This window comes from Mesorhizobium sp. 1B3 (assembly GCF_050958605.1).
In the GTDB taxonomy this organism is placed as follows: Bacteria; Pseudomonadota; Alphaproteobacteria; order Rhizobiales; family Rhizobiaceae.
In genome coordinates this window covers 193,627-217,157 of record NZ_JBJHDO010000002.1, presented here as the reverse complement: position 1 = coordinate 217,157, position 23,531 = coordinate 193,627, and the positions used below count along the sequence as shown (strand labels likewise).

19 protein-coding genes are annotated in these 23,531 nt (G+C 62.4%); 9 read left to right on the top strand and 10 right to left on the bottom strand.

Features of this window, described 5'->3' with window-relative positions; translation table 11 throughout:
* The first annotated feature begins 5 nt into the window (after positions 1-5).
* Positions 6-1,595 carry a DHA2 family efflux MFS transporter permease subunit gene (locus ACCO56_RS06085; protein WP_433638675.1) on the top strand — a complete coding sequence of 530 codons (1,590 nt, stop codon included), beginning with the start codon at positions 6-8 and terminating at the stop codon, positions 1,593-1,595.
* 83 nt (positions 1,596-1,678) lie between these two features.
* Here the strand turns inward: ACCO56_RS06085 and rbsK are convergent, their stop codons facing one another.
* Genes rbsK through ACCO56_RS06070 form a run of 3 tightly spaced genes read right to left on the bottom strand, consistent with a single transcriptional unit; the run spans position 1,679 to position 4,164 of the window.
* A complete protein-coding gene (rbsK, locus tag ACCO56_RS06080) occupies positions 1,679-2,608 on the bottom strand; it encodes a ribokinase (RefSeq protein ID WP_433638672.1) in 930 nt (309 codons plus the stop codon).
* Entirely contained in the window at positions 2,605-3,060 is a 456-nt protein-coding gene (locus ACCO56_RS06075) for an RbsD/FucU family protein (RefSeq protein WP_433638671.1), read from the bottom strand. The genes rbsK and ACCO56_RS06075 overlap by 4 nt, the downstream gene beginning before the upstream one ends.
* Before the next feature lie 42 nt (positions 3,061-3,102).
* Positions 3,103-4,164, bottom strand: coding sequence for an ABC transporter ATP-binding protein (locus tag ACCO56_RS06070; protein WP_433638670.1), 1,062 nt, complete (start codon positions 4,162-4,164; stop codon positions 3,103-3,105).
* A gap of 421 nt (positions 4,165-4,585) precedes the next feature.
* Here ACCO56_RS06070 and ACCO56_RS06065 point away from each other — a divergent pair, with 421 nt between their 5' ends.
* The 4 genes from ACCO56_RS06065 to ACCO56_RS06050 all read left to right on the top strand — a co-directional run bounded on the left by ACCO56_RS06065 (position 4,586) and on the right by ACCO56_RS06050 (position 9,655).
* Positions 4,586-6,259 (top strand): ABC transporter substrate-binding protein, encoded by a 1,674-nt coding sequence (locus ACCO56_RS06065; protein WP_433638669.1) that lies wholly within the window; start codon positions 4,586-4,588, stop codon positions 6,257-6,259.
* A gap of 79 nt (positions 6,260-6,338) precedes the next feature.
* A complete protein-coding gene (locus ACCO56_RS06060; protein ID WP_433638667.1) occupies positions 6,339-7,469 on the top strand; it encodes a carbohydrate ABC transporter permease in 1,131 nt (376 codons plus the stop codon).
* 220 nt (positions 7,470-7,689) lie between these two features.
* Positions 7,690-8,619, top strand: a complete 930-nt coding sequence (locus tag ACCO56_RS06055; protein ID WP_433638665.1) for a carbohydrate ABC transporter permease — start codon at positions 7,690-7,692, stop codon at positions 8,617-8,619.
* 13 nt (positions 8,620-8,632) lie between these two features.
* Positions 8,633-9,655, top strand: coding sequence for an aldo/keto reductase (locus tag ACCO56_RS06050; protein ID WP_433638663.1), 1,023 nt, complete (start codon positions 8,633-8,635; stop codon positions 9,653-9,655).
* Between the two features lie 563 nt (positions 9,656-10,218).
* Here ACCO56_RS06050 and ACCO56_RS06045 read toward each other — a convergent pair.
* Complete coding sequence (locus ACCO56_RS06045; protein WP_433638661.1) at positions 10,219-11,949, bottom strand: AMP-binding protein; 1,731 nt, start codon at positions 11,947-11,949, stop codon at positions 10,219-10,221.
* Between the two features lie 310 nt (positions 11,950-12,259).
* On the opposite strand from ACCO56_RS06045, the gene ACCO56_RS06040 reads away from it, so the two are divergent.
* A complete protein-coding gene (locus ACCO56_RS06040) occupies positions 12,260-14,416 on the top strand; it encodes a KAP family P-loop NTPase fold protein (protein ID WP_433638660.1) in 2,157 nt (718 codons plus the stop codon).
* A 509-nt stretch (positions 14,417-14,925) separates the two neighbouring features.
* On the opposite strand, the gene ACCO56_RS06035 is transcribed toward ACCO56_RS06040, so the two are convergent.
* The gene (locus tag ACCO56_RS06035) at positions 14,926-15,189 is read right to left on the bottom strand and encodes a PepSY domain-containing protein (protein ID WP_433638658.1); all 264 of its coding nucleotides are present in this window, start codon (positions 15,187-15,189) and stop codon (positions 14,926-14,928) included.
* A gap of 194 nt (positions 15,190-15,383) precedes the next feature.
* Here ACCO56_RS06035 and ACCO56_RS06030 point away from each other — a divergent pair, with 194 nt between their 5' ends.
* The gene (locus tag ACCO56_RS06030) at positions 15,384-15,932 is read left to right on the top strand and encodes a DNA-3-methyladenine glycosylase (protein ID WP_433638656.1); all 549 of its coding nucleotides are present in this window, start codon (positions 15,384-15,386) and stop codon (positions 15,930-15,932) included.
* A 165-nt stretch (positions 15,933-16,097) separates the two neighbouring features.
* On the opposite strand, the gene ACCO56_RS06025 is transcribed toward ACCO56_RS06030, so the two are convergent.
* Complete coding sequence (locus ACCO56_RS06025; RefSeq protein WP_433638653.1) at positions 16,098-16,361, bottom strand: hypothetical protein; 264 nt, start codon at positions 16,359-16,361, stop codon at positions 16,098-16,100.
* Positions 16,362-16,733: 372 nt separating this feature from the next.
* On the opposite strand from ACCO56_RS06025, the gene ACCO56_RS06020 reads away from it, so the two are divergent.
* Positions 16,734-17,354: an HdeD family acid-resistance protein gene (locus tag ACCO56_RS06020; protein WP_433638652.1), complete on the top strand. Its 621-nt coding sequence runs from the start codon at positions 16,734-16,736 to the stop codon at positions 17,352-17,354.
* Between the two features lie 238 nt (positions 17,355-17,592).
* Positions 17,593-19,104, top strand: coding sequence for an L-piperidine-6-carboxylate dehydrogenase (gene amaB, locus ACCO56_RS06015; protein ID WP_433638651.1), 1,512 nt, complete (start codon positions 17,593-17,595; stop codon positions 19,102-19,104).
* Between the two features lie 703 nt (positions 19,105-19,807).
* On the opposite strand, the gene ACCO56_RS06010 is transcribed toward amaB, so the two are convergent.
* From ACCO56_RS06010 to iolE, 4 genes are all read right to left on the bottom strand, one after another.
* Positions 19,808-21,520 (bottom strand): ABC transporter ATP-binding protein, encoded by a 1,713-nt coding sequence (locus tag ACCO56_RS06010; protein WP_433638650.1) that lies wholly within the window; start codon positions 21,518-21,520, stop codon positions 19,808-19,810.
* A gap of 72 nt (positions 21,521-21,592) precedes the next feature.
* Entirely contained in the window at positions 21,593-22,390 is a 798-nt protein-coding gene (gene iolB, locus ACCO56_RS06005; protein WP_433638649.1) for a 5-deoxy-glucuronate isomerase, read from the bottom strand.
* Between the two features lie 4 nt (positions 22,391-22,394).
* Complete coding sequence (locus ACCO56_RS06000) at positions 22,395-22,592, bottom strand: DUF3329 domain-containing protein (RefSeq protein WP_433638648.1); 198 nt, start codon at positions 22,590-22,592, stop codon at positions 22,395-22,397.
* A 16-nt stretch (positions 22,593-22,608) separates the two neighbouring features.
* Entirely contained in the window at positions 22,609-23,493 is an 885-nt protein-coding gene (gene iolE / locus ACCO56_RS05995) for a myo-inosose-2 dehydratase (RefSeq protein ID WP_433638647.1), read from the bottom strand.
* Between the last annotated feature and the right edge of the window lie 38 nt (positions 23,494-23,531).

Genomic DNA, 23,531 nt, shown 5'->3' with positions numbered 1-23,531 from the left:
TCGCCATGGCCACCGCCACGACCGCAGCCATTCCCGCACGCCCTGCTCCTTCCGAGGACGCGCTGCCGAGCACGCGCCGCATCGTCGCCTTCCTGGCGATGGTGTTCGGCATGTTCATGGCGATTCTCGACATCCAGATCGTGTCGGCGTCCCTCACCGAGATTCAGGCGGGCTTGAGCGCCAGCTCCGACGAGATCTCCTGGGTGCAGACCTCGTATCTGATCGCGGAGGTCGTCATGATCCCGCTGTCGGGCTTCCTGGCGCGCCTGCTTTCGACACGGGTCCTCTTCGCGGTTTCCGCAGCCGGTTTCACACTCGCGAGCGCACTCTGCGCCACCGCCACCAGCATCGAACAGATGATCGTCTACCGGGCGATCCAGGGTTTCATCGGTGGCGGCATGATCCCTAGCGTCTTCGCTGCTGCCTTCACGATCTTTCCGCCGTCGCGCCGCGCGGTGGTGTCGCCGATGATCGGTCTCGTCGCCACGCTCGCGCCGACGATCGGTCCGACGGTCGGCGGCTATATCAGCCACGCAATGTCCTGGCACTGGCTGTTCCTGATCAACGTGGTGCCCGGCGTCTTCGTCACCATAGCGGCCTGGACGCTGATCGATTTTGACAGGCCGGAGCGGGACCTGCTCTCTAAGTTCGACTGGTGGGGTTTGATCGGCATGGCGGCCTTTCTCGGCTCGCTCGAATATGTGCTCGAGGAAGGCCCGCGCAACGACTGGATGCAGGACGAGACCGTCTTGGTCTTCTCGATCGTGCTCGCCATCGGCGCCATCGTCTTCTTCTACCGCGTCTTCACACAGGAGGAGCCGATCGTCGACCTGCGCGCCTTCACCAATGTGAACTTTGCCTTCGGCTCGGTCTTCTCCTTCACCATGGGCATAGGCCTCTACGGCCTGACCTATCTCTACCCGCTCTTCCTCGGTCAGATCCGCGGCTACGATTCCCTGATGATCGGCGAGGCCCTGTTCGTCTCCGGCCTCGCAATGTTCATCACCGCGCCGCTTGCCGGCTTCCTGTCGACGCGCATGGACCTGCGCGCCATGATGATGGTGGGTTTCCTCGGCTTCGCGGCCGGCACGTGGCAGCTCACCCATCTCACCGCCGACTGGGATTTCTACGAATTGCTCCTCCCGCAGATCCTGCGCGGTATGTCGCTGATGCTGTGCATGGTGCCGATCAACAATCTGGCGCTCGGAACCTTGCCGCATGACCGGCTGAAGAACGCTTCGGGTCTCTTCAACCTGACGCGCAATCTCGGCGGCGCGGTCGGCCTGGCCGTCATCAACACGGTTCTCATCCGGCGCAACGACTTCCACTACGGCAGGCTTGCCGAACATGTGACCTGGGCCAATCCGGAAGCCGTCAAGAAGCTGGACGACATGACACGGAACTTCCAGTCGCACGGTCTCGATGGCCCGACCGCCGCGCTGTCGAAGCTGAGTGGCATGGTCGCCCAGCAGGCGACGCTCATGTCCTTCATCGACGTCTTCTATCTGCTGACGGTGCTCTTCGCCTCACTGGCGGTCTTCGCCATGCTCATGCGCAAGCCGCCCGCGGCGGCCGGAGGTGGCGGCGGGCACTGAACGACACGAAGATCCTTTTTGACGGCTATCGAACGAGGTTGTGGCCTCGTTCGGTCCCGGTCGTGCCGAGACGATTCCGACCTCTATTCGAATCGGCTCAGCACCTGCTCCACTTCCGTCAGGCTCGGCATGGAGGGGGCGGTGCCGTGCCGGGTCACGGAGATGCCAGCCACCGCGCAGGCGAAGCGAACGGCCTCGATCCCGGTCAGACCGCGCGCCAGCGCGAAGGCGAAACCGCCGTTGAAGGCGTCACCCGCCCCGGTCGTTTCCACGACGGGGCCCACGACAAAGGCCGGCACATGTTCCGACTGCGAGGCGGTGTGGAACAGCGCACCTTTTTCACCGAGCGTGACGATGACAGCCCCGGCACCTTTTCCCAACAGGGTGTCGGCCGCACGACGAGCGCTGTCGATGGAATCGACGGCGATGCCGGTCAGCGCCTCGGCCTCCATCTCGTTCGGGGTGAGGTAATGACACTGTGGGAAAATGTCGTCGGGCAACGTCGTGCCCGGCGCCGGATTGAGGATCGTCGTCACGTCGGCGCCGCGCGCTATGGCCAGGCCCCGTCGGGCGGCGTCGATCGGCTGCTCGAGTTGCGTCACGAAAATCCCGGCCGAGCGGATCAGTTCGGCATTGGCTTCGATGTCGGCGGCAGAAATCAGCATGGCCGCGCCCGGAGAAACGATGATGGCGTTGTCGCCGCTCTCTTCCTCCACGAAGATATAGGCCGCGCCCGTATAGCTTTCCGGCGTTTCGATGACGACGGGCTTCACCCCGGCCTCCGTCCAGGTCGTGACCGCCATCTCGGCGAAGGCGTCACGTCCGAGCCTGGTGATGAAGCTGACATTGCCGCCGAGCCGTCCCGCAGCCACGGCCTGATTGGAACCTTTGCCGCCGGGGCCAAGCTTGAAGGCGGTTCCAAGGACGGTCTCGCCGATGCGCGGCTGTCGCGTCGCCCGATAAGCGGTGTCGGCGACGAACACGCCGAGGATGACGATCGGCGAGCCGCTCATGCGGCATCCGGCGCAATTACGCCCTTACGCAGCGCGAAGCATCCATAGAAGCGGCGCTCGCCTGTCTGAACGACACAATAGGCCTGTTTGGCGCGTTCATAGAAGGCGTAGCGCTCGACACCGACCATCGGCCAGGAACGGCCTTCCGCCGCGTCGATCGCCCTCTGCACTTCCTGCTGCACCGCTGGGATCTCGGTGGGATTGCCGACGATCTCCATGCGCGCGGCCGCGTCGTCGACGAAACTGTCGAGCGGATAGAGCGACAGGATGGCCGCCGCGGCCTCTCCCGCGGTCACGTTGTCGATCCTGAGCAGCCGGCCGAGCCGCGTCTGCCTGGCGACCGAATCGGCCGGGAAGTTGGTGTCGCAGATGATGAGGTCGTCGCCATGTCCCATCGCCCTCAGTGCGTAGAGCACGTCGGCGTTGAGAAGCGGGCTTATTCCCTTGAGCATGAATTTCCCTCCAACGCCGCACCGGCCGGTGCGGAGGCACAATCAGATGCGCTGCGCGCTGGCCGCGTCGAACAGATGCACATGGTTGGGACGAGGCCGCAGGCGGATCGTATCGCCGGGCTTGAAATCATGGCGTTCGCGAAACAGCGCCACCATGTCGCTTTCCCCGAAACGCAGGAACACCATGGTTTCGGAGCCGGTCGGCTCGACCACCGAGATGCGCGCCGGAAAACCCTCTTCCGACAGTTCCAGATGCTCGGGCCTGATACCGAAGATCACCGGCTGCCCCTCTCCGGCGGCCTGGTGGCGCCCCGCGACGGCGAGACGGGTGCCGTTCACCTCGACCGCCTGGGTCGCTCCGCCCGCGACGGTGCCCTGGAGCATGTTCATCGCCGGAGAGCCCAGGAAGCCCGCGACGAAGGTATTCACCGGCCGATCGAACAATTCGAGCGGTGCGCCCATCTGCTCGACCCGCCCGTCCTGCATGACGACGATCTTGTCGGCCATTGTCATCGCCTCGACCTGGTCGTGCGTGACATAGACGGTCGTGGTCTTCAGGCGCTGATGCAGTTCCTTGATCTCGGTGCGCATCTGCACCCTGAGCTTGGCGTCGAGATTGGACAGCGGTTCGTCGAACAGAAAGACCTCGGGATCGCGTACAATGGCCCGGCCCATGGCCACGCGCTGGCGCTGGCCACCCGACAATTGTCGGGGATAGCGATCGAGGAACGGCACCAGGCCGAGGATTTCCGCCGCCTGCTTGATGCGCTTGTCGACCTCGGCCGGGCTCGTCTTGCGCAGCCTCAGCGCGAAGGCCATGTTGTCCTTGACCTTCATATGCGGATAGAGCGCGTAGTTCTGGAACACCATCGCGATGTCGCGCTCGGACGGTGGAAGATTATTGACCACGCGGTCGCCGATCGAGATCGCCCCGCCGCTGATGCTTTCCAGCCCGGCGATCATCCGCAGCAACGTGGACTTGCCGCAACCGGACGGCCCGACCAGCACCACGAACTCGCCATCGGCTATGTCGATGTCGACGCCGTGGATGACCTCCACTTCGCCGAAGGCTTTGCGCACCTGGCGCACCGAAACCTTTGCCATGCTTCCTCCCGCCGCAGTTCTCCTCCGGGCGACGCCACGGAAGAACAGACGAGCCGGGCCGTCATGTCAACCGCGCTCGTGACCACCTTCGCTTTTTCGTCCGATCGGGCCTTGCGCGCGTCGACGGCACGAGACCGACCCCAATGCTGCAGGTTTTTCGTTTTCGCAGCGTTATTGCCGAAAACTGTTCCGTGTTTCGTATACGCCGCAGGTTCGTTTCGTCTCCCTCTCGGATTTGTTGACTCGAAAAAGTTTTGGCCCGCATACTGGCTTCGCGTGTCGGGCCGGAGGAGGTGCGACGCTCGGGTATACGCCGACAGAACCGTCGGGCAGCCGGGCATGCATGGCTCGAACGTGGTGCCGCGGATCCATGCCACCGCGACATCGGCGGGATGGCATCCGGTTCCGAGGGAGGAATTCCATGAAAGTGCATGTGTACGAGCGGCTCATGGCCATGCAGGCCAGCCGCAGGAATGTTCTGAAGGCCGCGGCCGGCGTTTCTGCCCTGGCCCTCGGCGCGACGAGCGGATTGGGTGTGCTTGCCCCGAAGGCGCGGACGCAGGACAATCTGCGCGCCGAAATCCTCAAGATCCCGGGCGTCGGCAAGGGGTCTCCGACCGACGCGGACTGGCAGAAGGTCGGCGAAATGTGCCTGGCCGGCACCAAGTCCACGGTGAAGGAAGGCGAATTCGCCGGCGTCGAGCTCACCTTCATGGGGCTCAACAACCAGAACCTTCACAACTTCCTGTTCCGCGGCTTCCTGAAGCCGTGGGAAGCCTATACCGGGGCCAAGATCAACTGGATCGACCTCGCCCAGGCCGACTACAACGCCCGCCTGCAGCAGTCGATCGCGACCGGAACGGTCGATTTCGACATCATCGAGATGGGCGCGCCCTTCGAGGGCGACGTCTGTGGCAAGGGCCTCGCCTCGGAGATGCCCGACTGGGTGAAGAGCCTGATCGAGATGGACGACTATGTCGGCTATCTCAAAGCGCCGGTCGGCACCTGGGAAGGCAAGACCTATCGCATCTCGATCGACGGCGATTGTCATACGCTGAGCTTCCGCAAGGACATTTTCGAGAATGCCGATCTCGCGGCTGCCTGGAAGTCCGAAGGCAACCAGGGCGAGTGGAAGGTTCCCACGACCTGGCAGGAGATGCAGGCAGCCACGAAATTCCTGAAGGGAAAGAAGGATCCGCTGACCGGCCTCGACGCCTATGGCTATCTCGACCCGCTCAAGGGCTGGGGCGGGTTCGGCTTCTACTTCCTGGAAAGCCGTGCCACCGCCTATGCCAAGCATCCTGACGACAAGGCTTGGCTGTTCGACCCCGACACGATGAAGCCGCGCGTGAACAATCCCGCCTTCGTGCGCGCCATCCAGGACGTGCTCGACGTCATAGCCGCCCAACCGCCGGACCAGATCAACGCCGATCCCGGCACCACCGCCTTCCAGCAGTTCCTCGCCGGCACCGGCTCGGCCTTGAGCTGGTGGGGCGATGTCGGCTCGATGGCCCGCACCTCCGACACCTCCGTCGTCGGCGACGTCGCCAATTTCTCGATCCTGCCGGGCTCCGACGATGTCTGGAACCATGGCAAGGGAGATTGGGAGAAGCTCGCCTCCGGACCCAATTTCGCGCCCAACATGGCCTATATCGGCTGGGGCGTTTACGTGATGGCCCGCGTCGACGGCGACGAAAAGAAGAAGAAGGCCGCCTGGTCGGCCGCCGCGCATCTCGGCGGCAAAGATCTCTCGCTCTGGTGCTCGGCCTACCCCTCCGGCTTCCAGCCCTACCGCAACTCCCATTTCAACTACGACGAATGGGAAGCAGCGGGCTACGACCGGGCCTATATCGAGGACTATCTCGGCTCCAATCGGGATTCCTACAATCACCCGAACGCCGCGATCGAACCGCGCATTCCCGGCATCTTCCAGTATTATTCCGTAGCCGAGGACGAACTCGCCAAGACCTTCGCCGGCCAGTACAAATCGGCCCAGGAAGGCGCGGATGCGATCGCCGCGGCCTGGGAGAAGATCACCGACCAGATCGGCCGGGAGAACCAGATCAAGCTCTACAAGGCTTCTCTGGGCATATGAGCGACGGAGCATCGGCTCCAGCCTGACCGGCGGGAAGCTTTCCGCCGGTCCAGAATTCTGATCGCATATCGGTGGCACCATGCAAGACGCGTCGGCAATCTCGGCCGATCCCAAGGACCTCGTGGCGCCCGAGCCGGTGCCGGCGGCACGGCAACGCCTCGGCCAGCTCGTGCTGATCGCCGGTTGGGCCGTTCTGCTCGGCACGCTCGCGGTGCAGGTTCTGTCCAGCGCGGGTCTTATCTACAAAGGCTTCGATAACTGGCGACCGCTCGTCTACGCCTATCTCGCCTGGGCCGTCGCCTTCGGCTGGTCCCAGGTGCTGCGGCGCGGCAACGAAGGTTCAAAGGCGCTGTTCGTGCTGCCGGCGGTGCTGTTCATCGCCGCCATGGTGATCTTCCCGCTGGTGTTCGGCCTCTATATCGCCTTCACCGACTGGAATCTCTCCGCATTCGAGGGCCGTAAGTTCAACGGGCTCGACAATGTCAGGCAGATGCTTGCCGATCCGTTCTACTGGAACGCACTCGCCAACATGATCTGGTACACGCTTTCGGTCCTGGTCGAATACGCCATCGCTTTCGGCCTGGCGCTGCTTCTCAATTCGCAGATCCGCGGGCGCAAGTTCTTCCGCGTCGTCTTCCTCTTGCCGCTGATGCTCTCCCCGGTGGCGGTGAGCTGGATGGTCGGCAAATCCATGATGGAGATCCGTTTCGGGCCGGTGGCGAACCTCGCCCGTTGGCTGGGCTGGGAAAACCCCTCCTTCTTCACCGACCCCTGGCTCGCCAAGCTGTCAATCATGGCGATGGACGCCTGGACCTTCATTCCGCTGATGATGATCATGCTGCTCGCCGGTCTCCAGGCGCTGCCGCGCGAGGTACTGGAAGCCGCCAGGGTCGACGGCGCGAGCGCCTGGCAGAGCTTCTGGAAGGTGGTGTTCCCGCTGACCCTTCCCGTCTCCATCACGGCGATCATGATCCGCATCATCTTCAAGCTGAAGATCGCCGACATCATCATCAACGTCACCTCCGGCGGGCCGGGCGGCGCCACGGATTCCGTGACGAGCTTCATCTACCGCGAATACCGCGACCGCTCGAATGTCGGCTACGGCACGCTGCTGGCCATGGTCTATCTCGTGCTGATCGTGGTGGCGCTCACCTTGATGCTCAACATCGCCGGCCGCTGGCTGCGTGGGTATGGGCAGGAGGAGGCTTGATGACTGTCCTCCTTGCCCGGCAGTTCCCCCTCTCCGTCTCGGCTTCGCCGAGCCACCTCTCCCCAACATTCGTGTGGAAGAGGAAAGGCGCCAAATGTGCCGCCGGCGCTTCCTCTCCCCTACGCGCAGCGTGGGGGAGAGGTGGCTCGGCGAAGCCGAGACGGAGAGGGGGACCTGGCGTACCCGCCATGTTCATCTGCAAAGGAAGTGGCGTGCCTCAATGACAGCCATCGACCTGCCTCACTCGACCGTTACCCCCGCCGAAAGCGCCACCGGCCGCATTCGCCACATCGCGGCCCGCATCGCGATTTACGGCATCCTCATCCTTTGGGCCTTCATCTGCCTCTTTCCGATCTTCTGGACCGTAACCACCTCCTTCAAGATCGCGCCGGACGTGATGAAGGGAAATCTCATCCCCTTCGTCGATTTCTGGCCGCAATGGAAAGGCTGGCAGTCGCTGGGGCTCTCGCCCGACACGATCTTCCAGACCTCGACGGTGCGCGACGAATTCCTGAAGCGTTTCTGGAACAGCGTCGTGGCCTCGATCGTGGCGTCGTTCCTGGCGCTGGTGATCGGGTCGCTCGCCGCCTATGGGCTGAGCCGCTTCTCCTACCGGTTCCTGTGGATGCGCAACAAGGACATCTCCTTCTTCTTCCTGTCCCAGCTCATCCTGCCACCGGTCGTTCTCGCCCTGCCCTTCCTGGTGCTCTACAAGGAGATCGCGCTGCTCGACTCGCGCATCGGCCTCATCCTCGTCTACACGCTGATGGTGCTGCCGATCGTCATCTGGATCATGCGCGACCAGTTCAAGGCGATACCCGTGGAGCTCGAGGAAGCGGCCCTGGTCGACGGGCTCACCGTATGGGGCGCATTCCTGCGCATCGTGGTGCCGATCGCCCTGCCGGGCATGGTGGCGGCCTTCATCCTGGCGCTCATCCTGTGCTGGAACGAATATTTCTTCGCCTCGCTGCTCACCAGCACCGAAGCCAAGACGCTGCCCGTGATGGTGGCGAGCCAGACCGGCAGCCAGGGCATCAACTGGTGGGCGATGGCCGCGCTTTCGACCGCCGCCATCGCCCCGCTGATCATCGTTGGCATCGTTCTGGAACGCTATATCATCGCCGGCATGGCGACAGGCGCGGTGAAATAGGGACAGACTGAAAATGAAGACACGGCATTTCGACCGGCTTGGCAATGGCGGCATCGATTTCACCGAGCTGGGCTTCGGCACCGCGCCGCTCGGCAACCTCTATCGGGCGATCTCCGACGAGGATGCGCGCCGCATCCTCGACACGGCCTGGGAGACCGGCTGCCGCTATTTCGATACCGCGCCGCTCTACGGTCTCGGCCTTGCCGAAACCCGCCTCAACCCCTTTCTTCGCGGCAGGAAGCGCGACGACTACGTGCTCTCAAGCAAGGTCGGGCGGCTCCTGAAAGCCTGCCCGCCGGAAGAGAGGACGGGCATCGGCAAGTTCTTCGACACGCCGACCCGCCGCGAGGTCTACGACTACACCTATGACGGGGTGATGCGCTCCTTCGAGGCCTCGCTCGAACGCCTCGGCGTCGACCGCATCGACATCCTCTACGCCCACGATCTCGACGTCTTCAACCATGGCACGCAGGAGGCCCTCCAGGCGCGCCTCGATCAATTGATGACCTCGGGCTACTACGCGCTGCTTGCGCTGCGCGACCAGGGCGTGATCAAGGCCTTCGGCGCCGGCATCAACGAATGGCAGCCCTGCCAGTGGCTCGCCGAGCGCGGCGACTTCGATCTCTTCCTGCTCGCCGGCCGCTACACGCTGCTCGAGCAGGAGGCGCTGCAATCCTTCCTGCCGCTCTGCGAGAAGCGCGGCATCGGCATCGTTCTCGGCGGCCCCTACAATTCCGGCATATTGGCGACGGGCGCCCGCCCCGGCGCCTATTACAATTATTCGGAAGCACCGCAGGAGATCCTCGACAAGGTCTCGCGCATCGAAGCCATCTGCCGCCGCCATGGCGTGCGGCTCATCGAGGCGGCACTCCGTTTCCCGCTGCTCCACCCCCGCGTGATGTCGGTCATCCCCGGAGGACAGGCCGTCGAAGAAGCCAAAAGCAACCGCGCCATCTACGATGCGGTGATCTCCGGTGCATTGTGGGACGAGCTCAAGGCGGAGGGGCTGATGAGGACGGATGCGCCTGTTGGTTAGGTGGTGATGGTCAGGCAGGTCGGATGATGGCTGCTGTCACTGCCGTTCGGCCACTTCGTTCTGCACCATTGGGTGGGTTGCCCGAACGTAACGGAATGGATCCACGGGTCACGTCGCCATCGCTTCGCTCGGCGCCGGCCCGAGGATGACGAAGCTTCCATGGCGATGCCAATCGCCAAGGTTGGTGATTTGGGCAGGTCTTCAACGCAATCGTCATCCTCGGACGGGAGCCCGCGCCAGCGGGCGAGCTGATCCGAGGATCCATTCCGCTACGGTTGAGCAAGCCACCCAACGGTGCAGAACGAAATGGCCGAATCGGCACCAGCACCATCCCGCTCTTTGAGCTTTCCATACGTTGCGCCATGTATTTCACCATCCAAGGCGTCCTCCCAGGACTTATGAACGTCTTCTCCCTGTAGGAGGGAGAAGACCGCTGTCATCTTCGGTTTCGCCAATCACCAACATTCCGATTAGCGAAACCCAAGCGGCCGGCGTCTCTCGCCCCGCTTGCGGGGAGAGATGTCCGGCAGGACAGTGAGGGGCAACTCGCCATCGCCGGAGCTTCACGCCGTCTTCGCCACCACCAGATCGAGCTCCTCGATCATCGTATCGCGCATGATGAATTTCTGCGGCTTGCCGGTCACCGTCATCGGCAGCTCGGTCTTGAAGCGGAAATAGCGCGGCACCTTGTAGTGGGCGATCTGGTCACGGCAATAGTCGCGCATCTCCTCTTCCGTCACCGTCTGGCCGGCGAGCGGCACGATCCAGGCACAGAGCTCTTCGCCATATCTGGCATCCGGCACGCCGAACACCTGGACCTCGCGCACCTTGGGATGGCGATAAAGGAACTCCTCGACCTCGCGCGGATAGATGTTTTCGCCGCCACGGATCACCATGTCCTTCACCCGGCCGACGATGTTGCAATAGCCTTCGTCGTCTATGGTCGCGAGGTCGCCCGTATGCATCCAGCCGCCTGCGTCGATCGCCTCGGCGGTGCGCTCGCTGTCGTCCCAATAGCCGGACATCACCGAATAGCCCCGCGTGCAGAGCTCGCCGCGCGCGCCAGTCGGCAGCGTGTTGCCGCTCTCGTCGACGATCTTGACCTCGACATGCGGATGGACCCGCCCGACAGTCGAGACACGGCGCTCGAGCGGGTCGTCGACCGCGCTCTGGAACGAGACCGGGCTGGTTTCCGTCATGCCATAGGCGATGGTCACCTCGCTCATATGCATGCTGCCGATCACGCGCTTCATCACCTCGATCGGGCATGGCGCGCCGGCCATGATGCCGGTGCGCAGCGACGAGAGATCGAAGCTCTTGAAATCAGGATGATCGAGCATGGCGACGAACATGGTCGGCACGCCGTAGAGCGCCGTGCATTTCTCGGCTTCCACGGCCCTGAGCGTCGCGGCTGCGTCGAAACCCTCGCCGGGAAACACCATGGTCGCGCCCTTGGAGACGCAGCCGAGCGAGCCCATCACCATGCCGAAGCAATGATAGAAGGGCACGGGAATGCACAGCCGGTCCTCCTTGGAGAGGTTCATCGCGGCGGTGACGAAATGCCCGTTGTTGACGATGTTGGTGTGGGTCAGCGTCGCGCCCTTCGGCGCGCCGGTTGTGCCGCTGGTGAACTGGATGTTGATCGCATCGCCGGGCCGCAGCGCCGCCGTCGCGGCGTCGAGCCGCCCGCGCGGCACGGCCTTCCCCTTCTCCATGACCTCGGCAAACGCAAACATGCCGGGACTTTGCTCCTCGCCCATCAGGATAACCGACCGGAGCGAGGGCAGCTTCTCAGCGCGCAGCTCTCCGGGCGCGCATTGGTCGAGTTCCGGCGCGAGCGAGCGTAGCATGCCGACATAGTCCGACGTCTTGAACTTCGACGCCGTGACCAGGGCCGCGCAGCCGACCTTGTTCAGCGCATAATCCAGCTCGAACATGCGATAGGCCGGATTGATGTTGACGAGGATCGCCCCGATCCGCGCCGTCGCATATTGAGTGACCAGCCACTCCCAGCGGTTCGGCGACCAGATGCCGACGCGGTCGCCCTTGCCGAGCCCCAGCTTGATGAGACCGCCGGCGAAGGCGTCGACCTCCTCCTCCAGCTGATCCCAGGAAAGCCGCCTGCCCTGCTCCGGAAACACCGCCGCGTCGCGTGGGCCGTTGCCCGCTACAGCGAGCTGCAGAAGCTGCGGGATGGTGAGGGGAAGCAGCAGTTCGGAAGTTTCCCCCGATACATGCGCCAACCCATCCCGAGGGATGCGGCCGGGTTTCGCGTTGCCGCTTGTGCCCGTCATGGGAACCTCCATGTCTTTCGAATTCCAGCCTAGCCATGTCGGCACAGTTAGGCCAGCTACTTGATAAGGTTGCAGATTCCTGCTTGACTACCTGAAATTGCCGAGTGAGCATGCACCTAGGTGGAGGGTTTGCATGTTCTATGCACATTCGGGCGCGCCGACCGCTCGTCTTGGCAGCCATTGGCAGAACATCTCATCAGCGTTGCCGATCGGGCAGAAGCATTCGGCCGTAGGATAGGCCTCGGCAAAGCCGCGCAGCTTGCCGGGCTGATGCATGGCAGTTCAAGAAAAGAAAAGCTTACAGTGAGCTATGAAGAGCTATTTCAACGACAGCCCGATCGAAGACTCCGAAGACGACCGATATGGTGTCACGCCATTTGCCGAGGCGCTGGCAAAAAGCATACTGAACATCGAAAGTCCCATAGGGACCACCATTGCTTTGAATGGTCCGTGGGGCTCTGGCAAAAGTAGCGCCGTCAACTTGTTACGATCTGCATTGAGCAGAGCTGAAAATCAACGACTCATACTTACAGAGTTTAAGTGCTGGTGGTACCGGGGTGAAGAGGCGTTGGCGCTTGCATTTCTTCAGAACCTCAACGCGATCTTAAGCTCAACACTCAAGGACAAAGTTAAGGATTTGATTCCCAAATTGGGGCGTGGGATCTTACAGGCAGGGCCGATAATTGGACAGGCAATCGCGCTGACTCCGGCAGGCCCGCTAGCGGGTTTGGTCGGCGGAGCGTTCGACTTTGCGAAGCGATTTTTTCCCGACGGTGAGACGTTAGAGGGAACGTTTCAAAAGCTCGCGAAAATCCTTGCGGAGCAGGATCGGCGGTTTCTCGTCATTATTGATGATCTGGATCGGCTAACCCCAGAAGAAGCGCTTGCCATTTTTCGGCTGATCAAGTCTGTGGGGCGGTTGCCCAACGTAATGTACCTCGTGGTTTTCGACCGACAACTTGCTGAAAAAGCGGTTAGTGAGAGGTACCCATCCGAAGGGCCCCACTTTCTAGAAAAGATAATACAAGCTGGGTTTGAACTTCCGGCCCCGCTTCCAACCGATCTCAACAATGCCGTTCTCGCGTCGATTTCTGAAATTTGTGGATCGCCTAACGAGTATCAAATAGTTCGGTTTATGAATGTCTTTTATGATGTCGTTGCACCGTACATCACTTCGCCGCGTCACGTCAGTCGATTCCAAAATGCCATCAGCGTGACGTGGCCTGCTATTGCCGGTGAAGTGAACCCGGCCGATTTCATGGCCTTGGAAACACTCAGGCTGTATGAGCCTGGTCTCTTTGCAGCCGTCAGATCAAACAAGCATCTGGCATGCGGCACCCTACGCGAGGGTGGTGGAAATCGAACCGATCAAAACCGATTCGACACTTTCCTAAAAAGCGTCCCTCAAGATCGCCATGAACTCGCAAGGACGGCACTACAGCGGCTGTTCCCTCGACTAGAAGAGACGAGCTATGCCGGCGACTGGATAAGCGACTGGAGCTCAGAACGTCGTGTCTGCGTTGAAGCGCATTTTGATACCTATTTTCGACTTTCGCTCAGTGACGAGGTTTTGTCGGCTCAACAGATCGGGGAACTGGTCGAGAAGGCAGATGATCGGGAATTCATAAAAGCGGCTTTTCGGAGGGCATCTGAAGTCGAGCGTCAAACAGGGCAATCAATGGTCCCGGTTTATCTCGACGAGCTCACCACGCATGGGAAACGCGTCGACAAGGTCAAGGTTGAGCCACTACTGGGTGCACTGTTCGAGATCCACGACGAAATCGATCACAAAAAAGATGTCGAGGATGGATTTATGGCGGTGGCGAACACAAGCCGTCGCTACCATTGGCTCATCAGGCGTCTTACGCGAGATCGTTTCACTATCGAGGAACGGACCAAGATGTATTTCGAAGCCACCAAGGCTGCGTCCTTGGGATGGCTTGTGGACTTTGTGTCCTCAGCGCGTGGCGACTACCAGCAGCGAGAAGGGAAGTTACCTACGAGGGAGGAAGATTGCCTCACAACGGAAGCCGCTTTGCCCGAGCTGATTGATCGAGCTCTCAAACTAATTCGTTCAGCCGCTTCCAACGGTTCGCTCTTGGGCCATCAAGACTTGCTTTACATCCTTCACCGCTGGGTGGAATTTATGAACAATGATCCTTCGGAAATACAAGAGTGGACGGGCGGATTATTGAAAGAACCAAAGGCACTTGTCGCCCTCGCGCGAGCAATGACCGGGTCTTCTTGGACAATGGCCATGGGTGGGTTCGGTTCGTTAGGTGACCGCGTCGCCAAGCGGTCCATAACTGCGCAAATCAGGGAAGACACGAACATTATTGATGCCACGGCTTTTCGTGAAGCCTTAGAATCCGTTCGGAACTGCGGCGAGCTCGATGATGACGAACGACACTCAATCCACGCGTTTTTAGACGCATGGAACCGCCAAAAATCCGGCGATGACGATTGACGTCACTAACAGCCGTTTTCCGACCAAACGTCAGGCATTGGTGCTCCGTATGCGTCAACTCACTGCGTTGTGCCCCATGGATGCATACAGTCGGCGGAATACGGATAGCGGTCGACGAAGGCCAACCACTGAACGTCTGTTGTCAGGCGTGAAACCAACGTCTGCTATCGGCAAGGGTCATTTGCGATGCAGATGGCGGACGGCCAAGCGGCAAACCGCTCCGCACACGAGCACGTCAAGATGGGGTCTGGACATGTTCAACCTGATCGTCGTTGCCTCCGCCTGCCCTGAACCGCACCAGCAGGCCGCGAGGAAAACTCCCCTCGCTGCCCGCATTCGCACGCGAACCAAGCATACCGGCAACAACGCTGCTGTCACACTCGCTACGCTACGCACTCACCGCGTCGGCTTGGGCCCGGGGAAGGGCGAGGGGTCCGGCTGCGGGTCCGGCATGGGCGGAATAGGGTCCGGCGGAGGCACCGGCTTCGGACCACCCGGACCCGGCGCCTTCATTGCGGCTCTCCGCTGACGGCGTTGTATTTGATTTCCACCTTCGCCTTGTCGGTCGTGTAGTAAGTGACGTCGTAATAGCCCTCTTCGCTCCACTCGATGTCGTCGACGTAGTGGAAGTCCTGGCGCTGCTCGACCTTGGCGACGATCTCGGACAGTTTCTTTGCGTTGTCGGGCGGTATGCGGGGCCGATCCTGCGCAAGGGCAGCAGCCGGGATTGCCAGGAGAAGAATCGTCAACCCGGCACATGTTTTGCGAAGCATGGCAATATCCCTGTCTGAAATAACCCTTACAACGAGGACAGGCCCTTCCGGTTCCGACAGAACCGGCCACGGCAGCAGACGGGATGCCGTTACCCTGCCGATCCCGCTGCGAACCTTCGTGCCGACAACCGGCATCCACATTTCGGCAGGATGCTCTATACAGCTACGCCGAAGTGCCCTCCCCTTCGGTGAAAATGACCCCGCATCGCAATTTCTTCGAACGACGTGCCCTGGAACTCGCGCCAGAACTCATCGGCGCCGAACTCGTGGTCGGCTCGACCGGCGGTATCATCGTCGAGACCGAAGCCTACGAGCCCGACGATCCGGCCTCTCACAGCTTTCCCGGCCCGACCCCGCGCAATCGAGCGATGTTCGGCCCGGCCGGGCATGCCTATGTCTACCGCTCCTATGGCATCCACTGGTGCCTGAACATGGTCTGCCTGCCGGGCAGCGCCGTCCTCATCCGTGCGCTGGAACCGACGATCGGGACAGATGCGATGCGCAAGCGGCGAGGGCTGGAGAATATCCGCCTGCTCTGTGCGGGACCCGGGCGGCTTTGCCAGGCGCTCGGCGTGGACGGCTCCTTCGACGGGCTGCCGCTCGACGCGGCGCCCTTCGGCCTGCGGCTGCCCGCCGACAAGCCCGAGATCGCGGCGGGAACGAGAATCGGGATCAGCCGCGCGGCCGGCCATCCCTGGCGGTTCGGCCTGCGCGGCTCGCTCTATCTCAGCCGGAAACTCTGACGAAGAATCTGGATCAAAAATGGAGAGCCCGGCGAGCGATAGCTTCACCGGGCTCCATGTGACGGGGATTTTCGACCCTCGGGCCGGTATCCCTTCACGGCACCCGAACGACCCAGAGGCCGAAAGGTTCCGCGGTACTGTTTTTTGCCGCCTCCGCGACGAATTTCAGAAGCCTCCGATGTGTCCCGTGCTGTTGGATTCGCGCGCCTCGATGGCGAAGTCGAAAGCGACGTTGCGCCCGCGACGGATGGCTGACGCGGCGACCATCTCCGCGAGCTGACGATCGGAGAGATCGCAATTGGGCAATACGGTTCGGATCGCGCGCAGCGCGTAGCCGGTGGAAATCGGCCATTCCGGGTCCCTGCGCGACTCCACGTACTGGTCGACGACGAAGGCGATGGATCTTTCCTGGAAATGGATATGCGACATGACTGTTCCCTTTATCTGCCTCGCCCTGGCGCCCCGGACTCTAGCAGCGGTCCATGCAGCTTTGATGACTGCCGGAACGCTTGGAATTGCCGGGGGGTACGCAGAACAACGACAACGAATGATGCCGGTCGTTGTTGCCTGGCTCTTCATTCGTCGAAGCGCATCATAGCGGGAAACAAGGCTGCACCGTGGCGGTGACGAGGCAGGAAGGAGATAACCGGTAACCTCCTTTGGATGCTCGGAAATTTGGCGATCACGCCTTTTGGAGGAAGCCCGCTCCATTGCGGTAACCCTTTTGCGCGGTCGCGCTGTATTTTCATAAGCTTAAACGGTAATTTGCTCAACGGGCGGGGCGGCCGATGGAGAAGCGGCATGAGCACCAACAGCACTGTCGAAAGAAACTCCGGCGACGAGGCCATGAGCAGGCTGCTCGCCGAAAACTGGTGGGCGCTCGCCATTCGAGGCGTGGCGGCCATCCTTCTCGGACTCATCGCGATTTTCGTACCCGGCGCGGCGATGCTCTCGCTGGCGCTGTTCTTCGCCGCTTATTTGCTGGTCGACGGCGTTTTCGGCATCATCTCGGCCATTCGGGCCGCCCGCGCCGACCAGCGATGGGGCCTGCTGCTCGCCGAAGGCGTTCTCGACATCGTGGTCGGCATCGTCGCTTTCCTCTTCCCGGTCAGCGCCGTCTTCGCCTTCGTGATCGTCACTGCGGCCTGGGCCCTGATCACGGGCGTCCTGATGCTGATATCCGCCTACAAGCTGACGCGGGAGCACGGCCGCTGGTGGATGGTGCTCTCCGGCGTCGTGTCGATCCTGTTCGGCATAGCGCTCCTGATCGCGCCCTTGATCGGCGCGGTGGTGCTCACCTGGTGGCTCGGTGGCTACGCCATCGCCTTCGGCGTGTTCATGCTGATCCTCGCCTTCCGCCTGCGCAGCCGCCGCGAGCACACCAGTGCGCCCCATGGCGGGGCACAGCCGCACGGGGCCTGACGGATCGCACCAGCAGGCTTGCGTGGCTTCGCCCACGCTTCACCTGCTTAGCTTTCTGTTTTGCCGCAGGTTTTGTCGGAAAACCGTGGGACACTTTCCCGAAACCTGCTTGGGCGGCGATGCCGCGCCGCCCTCGCCTGTCCTTGTCTGTCGAGGCCCATTCCTTTGGGCCAGCCCTTGACTTTCGACCAAAAGCGCGATGAGCAGGGCGCCACCGGCAAGAAACAAGAGGTGAACCATGTCCGTCCCAAGGGAAACGCACGCGATCCTGTCGAAACTCGGCGTCGCGGAAAGAGCCTATACGAACGGCAGCATGGCCTCGTTCAGCCCCGTCACCGGCGAGCAGATCGGCGCGCTGGCCGTGACCAGCCCGGCCGACGCCGCTGCGATGATCGAGAAGGCCGACGCGGCGTTCCGCGCGTGGCGTCTGGTACCGGCGCCGAAGCGTGGCGAACTGGTGCGGCTGCTCGGCGAGGAGCTGCGCGCCGCCAAGGAGGATCTCGGCCGGCTGGTGTCGATCGAGGCCGGCAAGATCCCGTCCGAGGGCCTCGGCGAGGTCCAGGAAATGATCGACATCTGCGATTTCGCGGTCGGCCTGTCGCGCCAGCTCTACGGTCTCACCATCGCCACCGAGCGTCCCGGCCATCGCATGATGGAGACCTGGCATCCGATCGGCGTGGTCGGCGTCATCTCGGCCTTCAACTTCCCGGTCGCGGTATGGTCGTGGAACGCGGCTCTGGCCCTGGTCTGCGGCGATGCCGTCGTCTGGAAGCCGTCGGAGAAGACGCCGCTTACCGCGCTCGCCTGCCAGGCGATCTTCGACAAGGCCGCGGCCCGTCTCGGCGGCGTGCCGGAGGGCCTGAGCCAGGTGCTGATCGGCGACCGCGCCGTCGGCGAAGTCCTGGTCGACCATCCCAAGGTGCCCGTGGTCTCGGCTACCGGCTCGACCCGCATGGGCCGTGACGTCGGGCCGCGCCTGGCCAAGCGTTTCGCCCGCGCCATCCTCGAGCTCGGCGGCAACAATGCCGGCATCGTCTGCCCTTCGGCCGATCTCGACATGGCGCTGCGCGCCATCGCCTTCGGCGCCATGGGCACGGCCGGCCAGCGCTGCACCACGCTGCGCCGCCTGTTCGTGCATGAAAGCGTCTACGATGCGCTCGTGCCGCGCCTGAAGAAGGCCTATGAGAGCGTCTCGGTCGGCAACCCGCTGGAAACCAGCGCACTGGTCGGGCCGCTGATCGACAAGGCCGCCTTCGACAACATGCAGAAGGCACTGCGGGAAGCCGAGGCCAATGGCGGAGAGATCACCGGCGGGGCCCGCGTCGAGAACGGACTTGCGAACGCCTATTACGTAAAGCCGGCCCTGGTCGAGATGCCGAAGCAGGTCGCTCCGGTGACGGAGGAGACCTTCGCGCCGATCCTCTATGTGATGAAATACAGCGACTTCGACCAGGCCCTTGCCGACCACAACGCAGTGGGAGCCGGCCTGTCCTCGTCGATCTTCACGCTGAACCTGCAGGAGGCCGAGCGCTTCCTCGGCGCCGACGGTTCGGACTGCGGCATCGCCAACGTCAATATCGGCACCTCCGGCGCGGAGATCGGAGGCGCGTTCGGCGGCGAGAAGGAGACAGGCGGCGGCCGCGAGAGCGGCTCCGACGCCTGGAAGGCCTATATGCGGCGCGCCACCAACACGGTGAACTATTCCAAGGCGCTGCCGCTGGCGCAGGGTGTGTCTTTCGACATCGATTGATTCGAGCGCGAAAAGGGCCCCTCACTGTCCTGCCGGACATCTCTCCCCGCAAGCGGGGCGAGAGAGGCCGGCCGCTTCGGTTTCGCCAGTCAGAAACGTTGATGATTGGCGAAAGTGGAGATGACAGCGTCCTTCTCCGCGTTTTACGGGGAGAAGATGCCGGCAGGCAGATGAGGGGCCCTGCCACAAACCCATCCTTACCCCTGCGATCTTTGACGCCGCACGCGCACTTCCAATTCTGGGCCTCATGCAGCCCCTCACTGTCCTCCCGGACATCTCTCCCCGCAAGCGGGGCGAGAGAGGCCGGCCGCTTCGGTTTCGCCAGTCAGAAACGTTGATGATTGGCGAAAGTGGAGATGACAGCGTCCTTCTCCCCGTTTTACGGGGAGAAGATGCCGGCAGGCAGATGAGGGGCCCTGCCACAATCCATCATATCGCTGCGATGCGTGCCAGCCGCAGGCGCCCTTGCAAATTCTGAGCCTCGTCAAGCCCCTCACTGTCCTGCCGGGCATCTCTCCCCGCAAGCGGACCGAGAGAGGCCGGCCGCTTGGCTTTCGCCAGTCGGAAACGGTGATGATTGGCGAAAGCGGAGACGGCAGCGTCCTTCTCCCCGTTTTACGGGGAGAAGATGCCGGCAGGCAGATGAGGGGCCCTGCCACAAACCCATCCTCACCCCTGCGATCTTTGACGGCCGCAGGTGCGCTTACCAGTTCTGCGCCTCGTGCAGCCGCTTGTACATCCCCCCGGCGGCCACCAATTCCCCGTGCGAGCCCTGCTCCACGATGCCTGAGGGGCCGACAACCACGATGCGGTCGGCTCCCCGGATGGTGGCGAGCCGGTGGGCGATCACCAGCGTCGTGCGGCCCTGCGCCAGTTCGGCGAGCGATTGCTGGATCTGGCGTTCGGTTTCAGTGTCGAGCGCCGAGGTCGCCTCGTCGAGGATCAGGATCGGCGGATTCTTCAGGAACATGCGGGCGATCGCCAGCCGCTGCTTCTGACCGCCCGACAATTTCACGCCGCGTTCGCCGATGATCGTATCGTAGCCGGCCGGCAATCCTTCGATCATCGTATCGAGGTGCGCGCGGCGCGCCGCGTCGGCGATTTCGGCTTCGGTCGCATCCAGGCGACCATAAGCGATATTCTCGCGGATCGAGCCGCCGAACAGGAAGACGTCCTGCTGGACGATGCCGATCTGGCTGCGCAACGAAGCGAGCGTCATGTCGCGGATGTCGATGCCGTCGATGGTGATGGCTCCGGATTCGACCTCGTAGAACCGCGGCAGCAGCGAACAGATCGTCGTCTTGCCGGCCCCAGAGGGCCCGACGAAAGCGACGGTCTCGCCGGCCCGAATATCGAGATTTATGTCCTGCAGGACTTTTCTGTTCCCGCCATATCCGAAACTCACGCCGCGATAGCGGATATCGCCCTTCAGCCCGTGCACGTCGCGCGCATCCGGCCGGTCGGCAACGTCGGGCTCGGTGTCGAGCAACGCCGCATAGCGCCTGAATCCGGCGATGCCCTTCGGATAGGTTTCGATGACGGAGTTGATCTTCTCGATCGGCCTCATGAACACGCCCACCAGCAGCAGGAAGCCCACGAAGCCGCCATTCGACAGCTCGCCCGTGATGACGAAATAGCTCCCCGCCACCATGACGACGAGCTGGACCAGGCGCATGCTCATGTAGCTCAGCGAGTTGCTGGCCGTCATGATGCGATAGGCGTTGAGCTTCGTCTCGCGGTAGCGGGCATTGTCGCGGGCAAACAGCGCGCGCTCATGGTCTTCGTTGGCGAAGGCCTGGACCACCCGCATGCCCCCGACATTCTCTTCGATGCGGACATTGAAGTCGCCGACACGGCCGTAGAGTGCCTGCCAGTTGCGCTCCATGCGCTCGCCGTAGCGGATGATCACCCACCCCACCAAAGGCACGATGACGGCCGTGACCAGGGCGAGCTTCACGTTGACCGCGAACATCAGCGCGAAGGCGCCCAGGAAGGTCATTACGGCGATGAACAGGTCTTCGGGCCCGTGATGGGCGACCTCGCCGATCTCTTCCAGATCCTTGGTGACACGGGCGACGAGGTGGCCCGTCTTGTGATTGTCGTAGAAGCGGAAGGACAGCTTCTGCAAATGGTCGAAGCTCTTCCTCCGCATCTCGGTCTCGATGTTGATCCCGAGCATGTGGCCCCAATAGGTGACCACCCCCATCAAAGCCGTGTTGAGAAGGTAGATCAGCAGCAGGCCCGCCGCGGCAACCAGGATGAGAACCCAGTTTCCGCCGGGCAGCAGATCGTCCACGAAGGATCGCACCGCCATCGGGAAGCCGAGTTCCAGCAGGCCGGACAGAACCGCACAGGAGAAGTCCAGCAGAAACAGGCCCTTATACGGGGCGTAATAGGAAAAGAAGCGTCTGAGCATGGTCCGAAATGCCGGGAATATGCGACCGGCGCACGGCTGTTTAGCCCTATAAAGATGATATGGCTAGTCGAGTTACATCTTCATCAGCCACTCGTGTTCCCTGGCATTATGGAATTTCCAGGTGCGCCTGGGCCCTGCCATGACGTTGAGGTAGTAAAGGTCGTAGCCGTGGCAGGCCGCGCAAGGGTGATATCCCCGGGGCACCAGCACGACGTCGCCATCCTCCACCGCCATGGCCTCGTCCAGCGAACGGTCGTCGGTGTAGACGCGCTGGAAGGCGAAGCCCTGCGACGGGTTGAGACGATGATAGTAGGTCTCCTCGAGCAGCGATTCGGCGGGCAGATTGTCCTGGTCGTGCTTGTGTGGGGGATAGCTGGATGTGTGGCCGCCAGGCGTGATGACCTCCACCACCAGGAGCGAATCGGCCGGCTCGCCTTCCGGCAATATGTTGGTGACGTAACGCGTGTTGGTGCCCTTGCCGCGCGTTTCCTGGCCGAGGCTGTCCGGAGCGATCACTCTCGCCGGGAGGCCGCCCCCGAGGCCAGGCGCCGAGCAGACGGCGAGTTCCAGATCGGTCTCGGCCGTCACCGACCAGTTCGAGCCCTGCGGCACATACACCGACCAGGGCTTTCCCTCGAAGGGCGACATGCGGCCGCCGAGCAAGCCGAAATCCTGTCCCGCCGCAGAGGCCCTGCCCTTGCCGGTAACGAAAACCAGGCACGCCTCGCGGCCGCCCGTCTCGGCTGACACAGCCTCGCCCGGCTTCAACCGATGGAGGTCGAAGCCGACATAGGTCCAGCCGGCGCTTTCCGGTGTCACGTGGCTGACAAGACCGTTTCCCTTTTTCGGCTTCACCAGCAGTCGCGACATCGTCCTACTCCTTGTTTTCCGCGGGCGGATTGTAGGTGAGGAGGAAAGCCCAGACGGCATAGGCGGTGAAGCCCAGAGCGATCATGCCCCAGCCGGGCGCGTTGGTAGCGAACTCGAGAACGGCCCATCCCACGCATACCAGAATCACGGCGATGCGCCGCCATAGCGGCCGGAAGAACGGATGCTGGTTGTCCTTGGTCACCAAAACGCCACCTCGATCACGTCAACCCCGCTTCCGCAAGATATTCCGACAGGTTCTTGTGGCCGAGCTTCGCATATTTCGAGGGCTTTGCCTTTTTCGGATCCTGCTCGGCCTCCACGACCACCCAGCCGGAATAGCCTTTCAGCTCCTTCAGCACACGCACATAATCGATCATGCCGTCGCCCGGAACGGTGTAGACGCCGGCCAGGACCGAATCCAGGAACGACCAGTCCTCGCGATTCGACTGCCACATGACGGCTTCGCGAATGTCCTTGCAATGGACGTGCGAGATGCGCGCCTTGTAGTGGCGCGCAAGACGCGCCGGGTCGGCGCCGCCCCAGGTGGCGTGGCCGGTGTCGAGCAGCAGATGCACGGCATCGCCGGTAACCGCCATGAAGCGGTCGATGTCGGCTTCCGACTGTACGGTCGTGCCCATGTGATGGTGATAGACCAGCTGGAGCCCATAGGTCTCGCGGATCGCGTCGGCGAATTTCGTGTAACGCTCGCCGAACTGCCTCCAGGCCTTCTTCGGAAGGATCGGCCGAGCCGAGAGCGGCAGTTTGCGGTTGGAGTGGATGGCGTTGGATGTTTCCGCCGCGATGAAGACCTTCGAGCCCATCTCCTCGAGCAACGTTGCATGCGCCTTGGCGGCCTTGAGCTCGGCGGCCGCATTGCGGGTAAGAAGCTCCGTCGAGTACCAGCCGCCGACGAGCTCATGGCCATATTTTTTCAGGATCGGCTGGAGCTTGCCGGCATTGCGCGGGAATTTATTTCCGAGCTCCATGCCCACGAAACCCGCCGCCTTGGCTTCCTTGAGACAGGTCTCCAGCGGAATGTCGCCGCCGATTTCCGGCATGTCGTCATTCGACCAGCCGATTGGGTTCGCCCCGATACGGATCATTTCGTCCCTTCTCTCCATTGCCGGCGCGGATTTCGCGC

Coding starts and splice junctions, on each gene's coding strand:
- ACCO56_RS06085 (WP_433638675.1), top strand. CDS start 6: ATGGCCACCGCCACGACCGCAGCCATTCCCGCACGCCCTGCTCCTTCC.
- rbsK (WP_433638672.1), bottom strand. CDS start 2,608: ATGAGCGGCTCGCCGATCGTCATCCTCGGCGTGTTCGTCGCCGACACC.
- ACCO56_RS06075 (WP_433638671.1), bottom strand. CDS start 3,060: ATGCTCAAGGGAATAAGCCCGCTTCTCAACGCCGACGTGCTCTACGCA.
- ACCO56_RS06070 (WP_433638670.1), bottom strand. CDS start 4,164: ATGGCAAAGGTTTCGGTGCGCCAGGTGCGCAAAGCCTTCGGCGAAGTG.
- ACCO56_RS06065 (WP_433638669.1), top strand. CDS start 4,586: ATGAAAGTGCATGTGTACGAGCGGCTCATGGCCATGCAGGCCAGCCGC.
- ACCO56_RS06060 (WP_433638667.1), top strand. CDS start 6,339: ATGCAAGACGCGTCGGCAATCTCGGCCGATCCCAAGGACCTCGTGGCG.
- ACCO56_RS06055 (WP_433638665.1), top strand. CDS start 7,690: ATGACAGCCATCGACCTGCCTCACTCGACCGTTACCCCCGCCGAAAGC.
- ACCO56_RS06050 (WP_433638663.1), top strand. CDS start 8,633: ATGAAGACACGGCATTTCGACCGGCTTGGCAATGGCGGCATCGATTTC.
- ACCO56_RS06045 (WP_433638661.1), bottom strand. CDS start 11,949: ATGACGGGCACAAGCGGCAACGCGAAACCCGGCCGCATCCCTCGGGAT.
- ACCO56_RS06040 (WP_433638660.1), top strand. CDS start 12,260: ATGAAGAGCTATTTCAACGACAGCCCGATCGAAGACTCCGAAGACGAC.
- ACCO56_RS06035 (WP_433638658.1), bottom strand. CDS start 15,189: ATGCTTCGCAAAACATGTGCCGGGTTGACGATTCTTCTCCTGGCAATC.
- ACCO56_RS06030 (WP_433638656.1), top strand. CDS start 15,384: ATGACCCCGCATCGCAATTTCTTCGAACGACGTGCCCTGGAACTCGCG.
- ACCO56_RS06025 (WP_433638653.1), bottom strand. CDS start 16,361: ATGTCGCATATCCATTTCCAGGAAAGATCCATCGCCTTCGTCGTCGAC.
- ACCO56_RS06020 (WP_433638652.1), top strand. CDS start 16,734: ATGAGCACCAACAGCACTGTCGAAAGAAACTCCGGCGACGAGGCCATG.
- amaB (WP_433638651.1), top strand. CDS start 17,593: ATGTCCGTCCCAAGGGAAACGCACGCGATCCTGTCGAAACTCGGCGTC.
- ACCO56_RS06010 (WP_433638650.1), bottom strand. CDS start 21,520: ATGCTCAGACGCTTCTTTTCCTATTACGCCCCGTATAAGGGCCTGTTT.
- iolB (WP_433638649.1), bottom strand. CDS start 22,390: ATGTCGCGACTGCTGGTGAAGCCGAAAAAGGGAAACGGTCTTGTCAGC.
- iolE (WP_433638647.1), bottom strand. CDS start 23,493: ATGATCCGTATCGGGGCGAACCCAATCGGCTGGTCGAATGACGACATG.